Raw genomic sequence first — 5,453 nt, 5'->3', positions numbered from 1 at the left:
GGTATAATTATCATGAATAAAATCTATAAAATTGTTTGGAATGCGTCTCTAGGCACTTGGATTGCAGTTTCTGAGCTAGCGAAATCAAAAACTAAAACAAAGACGATTGGCTCGGCAACTTTAATTGCTGCCATGGTCGTTTTCTCCCCAAATGCATTTGCTTCATATTCTGCCTATGGCTCTGGAGATAATGCCGCATCCGCCGGAGGTAACTATGCAACTGCGATTGGTAACAGTGCAACAGCAAGTGCACAAAGTACATCTGCCTATGGTTCAGGAGCTAAAGCAACTGGATATGGTTCAACCGCACTTGGTAATGATGCAAAAGCAAGTGGTGATAACTCTTTTGCTGCAGGTGGAGGAGCTAATTCAGGTACTGGTGCAACAGCAAGTGGTAATGCTGCAATTGCGATTGGTTATTTAGCCAATGCTGGAAGTGATACATCTATTGCAATTGGTAAGTCTGCCAACACCACAGGTACGAGTCGTTCTGTTGCAATTGGGGACAATGCATCTACTGCAAGTAGTGGTAATGGGCAATCTGTAGCTGTAGGTAGTGTAGCTGTAGCAAGTGGAGACCAATCTGTTGCTATGGGTAATAATGTCAATGCTACAGGTAATTCGAGTATTGCCATTGGTGGCGACGATATTAATAAAGTTAGATCTGCTTATAATTCATCTTATAAAACAATTACAGGTGTAGACTTACCAACTGGATATCCTGAAACTACAGCAGCTGGTGGTGGGGCAGTCGTTGTTGGTGTTACTGCAAAAGCGACTGGAAATTTTTCTAGTGCATTTGGTATGGCTGCCAATGCTATAGGGGATGCTTCTGTTGCATTAGGTACAACAGCAAATGCTGGAGGTCAGGGTGCGCTGGCTATTGGTGCTGTTTCAAACGCATCAAATACAGGTTCTGTTGCAATTGGTATTAATGCAAAATCTTCAGGTGTGAATTCCACAGCGATTGGTTCTGGTAGTTCATCTTCTACAGGCTCTCAGGCGACTGGAGATAATGCAACAGCAATTGGTGGTGGAAGTTCTGCTGCTGCCAATGGTACAGCTTTAGGTAAAGGTGCAAATGCATCTAGTAGTGCAACAGCAATTGGTTTGGGAGCAAGTGCAACACAATCGGGTGGTGTAGCTATCGGTTCAAACTCTGTTGCCTCTATTGGGTCTGGAGTTGCTGGTTATGATCCAATTACTGGTCAGGGTAGTACAGATACTACAAATGTTTGGAAATCTACAAATGCTGCGGTTGCTGTAGGTAGTGGTTCGACGGTAAGTCGTCAGATTACGGGGGTTGCTGCTGGTACGAATGATGTTGATGCAGTAAACGTCGCACAGTTAAAAGCGACAAAAAACTATACAGATAATGTTGCCAAGAGTACAGCCACTGCTTTGGGTGGTTCATCTGCTTTAGACAGTACAACAGGACAGGTGACAACACCAACTTATACAATTACTAAGACAGATGGAACCACAACAAAAGTCAGTGGTGTAGAAAATGCACTGACTACTTTAAATACGGAAGTGGTTAAGCCAATTACTTTTACAAGTAATAATGGTTCAGTGACTAAAAAATTGGGTGAAACCTTAACCATCAAGGGGACAGGAACCAAGGCCGATGATCAATACAATACAGCCAATATTAAAACCACTACGGATAGCAGTGGTAACGTTGTAGTGGGTATTGATCAGAACTCGAATTTCCAAACGGTTACGGCAACGGATACGAATGGTAACAACAGCGTATTGTCTGGTACAGGTACGGCTGTAAAATCTACCGATGGCAAAACGACAGCAAATTACGGTCTGAATCAGGCGAAATTGACGGATTCTAGCGGCAATACCAACACGACGACAGCAACCAATAACATCGTTGCTTCAAGTGATGGGAAAACTAAAACTACGACGACTGCAGGTAACACGGCTTACACCGATGGTACCAATAATGTTAGCGTCGGCAATAGTGGCTTATCTGTAAATGATGGTACCAATACAAGCAAAGTAACAGCCACTGGACTTACCGTAAATAATGGCCCAAGTGTTACTACCACAGGTATTAATGCTGCAAAAATGAAAGTAACCAATGTTGCAGATGGTGATGTAAATTCAACATCAAAAGATGCGATTAATGGTAGTCAGCTATATGCCACACAACAAAGTGGTCTTAACTTTAAAGACAATAATGGCACAGTCACACATAAAAACTTGGGTGAAACCTTAACCATTAAGGGGACAGGAACCAAGGTCGATGATCAATACAATACAGCCAATATTAAAACCACTACGGATAGCAGTGGTAACGTTGTGGTGGGTATTGATCAGAACTCGAATTTCCAAACGGTTATGGCAACGGATACGAGTGGCAACAACAGCGTATTGTCTGGTACAGGCACAGCTGTAAAATCTAGCGATGGCAAAACGACAGCAAATTATGATTTAACTGAATCTAAGTTGACGGACTCTAGTGGCAATACCAACACGACGACAGCAACCAATAACATCGTTGCTTCAAGTGATGGGAAAACTAAAACTACGACGACTGCAGGTAACACGGCTTACACCGATGGTACCAATAACGTTAGCGTAGGCAATAGTGGCTTATCTGTAAATGATGGTACCAATACAAGCAAAGTAACAGCTACTGGACTTATTGTAAATAATGGTCCAAGTGTTACTACGACAGGCATTAATGCTGCAAGTATGAAAGTGACCAATGTTGCAGATGGAACAATTAGCTCAACATCAAAAGATGCAATTAATGGTAGTCAGTTATATGCTACGCAACAAAGTGGTCTTAACTTTAAAGACAATAACGGCACAGTCACACATAAAAACTTGGGTGAAACCTTAACCATCAAGGGGACAGGAACCAAGGCCGATGATCAATACAATACAGCCAATATTAAAACCACTACAGATAGCAGTGGTAACGTTGTGGTGGGTATTGATCAGAACTCGAATTTCCAAACGGTTACGGCAACGGATACGAATAGCAACAACAGCGTATTGTCTGGTACAGGTACGGCTGTAAAATCTAGCGATGGCAAAACGACAGCAAATTATGATTTAACTGAATCTAAGTTGACCGACTCTAGTGGCAATACCAACACGACGACAGCAACCAATAACATCGTTGCTTCAAGTGATGGGAAAACTAAAACTACGACGACTGCAGGTAACACGGCTTACACCGATGGCACCAATAACGTTAGCGTAGGTAATAGTGGATTATCTGCGAGCAATGGCTCGAATAGTAGTACTGTTACTGCAACCAATGGTTTAAATGTTACTGATGGCACCAATACAAGCAAAGTAACAGCCACTGGGCTTACTGTAAATAATGGTCCAAGTGTTACTACCACAGGTATTGATGCTGCAAAAATGAAAGTAACCAATGTTGCAGATGGTGATGTAAATTCAACATCAAAAGATGCGATTAATGGTAGTCAGCTATATGCCACGCAACAAAGTGGTCTTAACTTTAAAGACAATAACGGCACAGTCACACATAAAAACTTGGGTGAAACCTTAACCATCAAGGGGACAGGAACCAAGGCCGATGATCAATACAATACAGCCAATATTAAAACCACTACGGATAGCAGTGGTAACGTTGTGGTGGGTATTGATCAGAACTCGAATTTCCAGACCGTTACGGCAACGGATACGAGTGGCAACAACAGTGTATTGTCGGGTACAGGCACAGCTGTAAAATCTAGCGATGGCAAAACGACAGCAAATTATGATTTAACTGAATCTAAGTTGACGGACTCTAGTGGCAATACCAACACGAGTACAGCAACCAATAACATCATTGCCTCAAGTGATGGAAATACAAAAACCACGACGACTGCAGGTAACACGGCTTACACCGATGGTACCAATAACGTTAGCGTAGGTAATAGTGGCTTGTCTGCGAGCAATGGCTCGAATAGCAGTACTGTTACTGCAACCAACGGTTTAAATGTTACTGATGGCACCAATACAAGCAAAGTAACAGCCACTGGACTTACTGTAAATAATGGTCCAAGTGTTACTACCACAGGTATTAATGCTGCAAGCATGAAAGTCACGAATGTGGCAGATGGAACAATTAGTTCTGACTCAAAAGATGCGATTAATGGTAGTCAGCTATATGCTACACAACAAAGTGGCCTTAACTTCTCTGATAACAATGGTACAGTTACACATAGAAATTTAGGTGAAACGCAGACTATTAAAGGGACAGGTACTAAAGCTGATGCGCAGTACAATACCAAAAATATTAAAACAACCACAGATAGTAACGGTGACATCGTTGTTGGTATTGACCAAAACTCAAATTTCCAGACTGTAACAGCAACGGATACAGATGGAAACAGTGCGGTAGTATCTGGAACAGGGACATCAATTATTTCTAATGATGGCAATAGATCTGCTTCTTATACTTTAAATGGTTCTGTACTAAAAGATGGTAATGGGAATACAAGTAGCAGTGATGCAACTGGTTTAAAACTTACTTCTAAAAATGGTACAAGTTTATCAAGTGCTAACTATACAACAAGCAGTGCTTCTTTAACTGATGCATCAAACAACAATACGACTGTTAATGCAACAGGTTCTAATATTCAAGATGCAAGTGGAAATACCAATGTTGCGAACGCGAGCAGTAACACATTAACATCTAGTGATGGGGTAACAAGTGCAACAAGCACTGCAAAACAAACTACCTATACAGATGGTGTAAATGATGTTGTTGTAGGAACCAGTGGCTTATCTACTGCCAATGGAAAAGCAAAAAGTACATTAACTGCGACTGATGGGTTATCTGCAACAGATGGTACAAATACAAGTAAAGTAACAGCAACGGGTCTTACAATAAATAATGGTCCAAGTGTTACTACGACTGGTATTAATGCTGCAGATATGAAAATTACAAATGTTGCAGCAGGTACTGCAGATACAGATGCAGTAAATGTCTCTCAATTAAAATCTACTCAAACTGAGCTAACCAACAAAGGTCTAAACTTTGCAGGTGATAGCGGTACAGATGTTGCACGTAAGTTGGGCGATACATTAAGTATCAAAGGTGGTGCAGATAGTACCAAACTGACAGATAACAACATCGGTGTGGTTGCAAACGGCACAGATGGTCTTGAGGTTAAACTGGCTAAAGATGTTAATTTGGGTAGTGACGGTAGTGTTACTGCAGGTAATACATCTTTAAATAATAGTGGATTAACGACTACAGATTCTTCAGGTAATACAGCCACTCTGACGGGTTCAGGGACAAGTATTCAAGGAAAAGATGGTTCATCTGCAAACTACGGTTTAGCAGGAACAACTTTAAAAGATACTTCTGGCAACACCAACAGTACAACACCGACGGGCTCTACGGTTACAGACAAAACAGGCAATAGTAGTGAAACTACAGCTGCAGGTACAACGGTGACAGCCAAAGATGC

At 41.6% G+C, this 5,453-nt stretch carries 1 protein-coding gene; it reads left to right on the top strand.

Annotation, left to right across the window (positions count from 1 at the left end; all coding sequences use genetic code 11):
- Positions 1–12: 12 nt before the first annotated feature.
- The coding region (locus tag I2F23_RS13440; protein ID WP_266096423.1) for an ESPR-type extended signal peptide-containing protein at positions 13–5,453 on the top strand (5,441 nt) is incomplete at its 3' end.

Origin of the sequence: Acinetobacter pollinis, assembly GCF_015627175.1 — a bacterium.
Classification (GTDB): Bacteria; Pseudomonadota; Gammaproteobacteria; order Pseudomonadales; family Moraxellaceae; genus Acinetobacter; species Acinetobacter pollinis.
Note: the sequence above shows the minus strand (reverse complement) of the source record. Positions and strands in the feature narration are given on the sequence as shown.